This is a genomic window from Pseudomonas sp. 65/3-MNA-CIBAN-0223, from assembly GCF_040310425.1.
Taxonomy (GTDB): domain Bacteria; phylum Pseudomonadota; class Gammaproteobacteria; order Pseudomonadales; family Pseudomonadaceae; genus Aquipseudomonas; species Aquipseudomonas gregormendelii.
Genome location: NZ_JBEOPV010000096.1, coordinates 1 through 281, shown reverse-complemented (window position 1 = coordinate 281; position 281 = coordinate 1). Strand labels below are relative to the sequence as shown.

The following is a 281-nucleotide window of genomic DNA, read 5'->3' as shown; positions in this document are numbered from 1 at the left end:
GACCGGACGCACCCATATGATGGATGCCACTCCGATCACCTTTGGCCAAGAGATGTCGGCCTTCGTTGCCCAGCTGGACATTGCCGAACGCACGATTCGTCAGTCCCTACCGGCCGTGTACGAACTGGCGCAGGGCGGTACTGCCGTAGGAACCGGCCTGAACTCCCCACACGGGTTCGCCGAAGCCATTGCAGCGGAGCTTGCAGCGCTTTCGGGCCTTCCGTTCGTATCTGCGCCCAATAAATTCGCTGCATTGGCGGGACATGAGCCGCTGGTAGCTC

Annotated in this window: 1 protein-coding gene; it reads left to right on the top strand. The window is 61.2% G+C overall.

Annotation, left to right across the window (positions count from 1 at the left end; genetic code table 11):
* Positions 1-281, top strand: a 281-nt coding sequence (locus tag AAEZ09_RS28075; protein ID WP_350601608.1) for a lyase family protein, incomplete at both ends; no start/stop codon positions are given.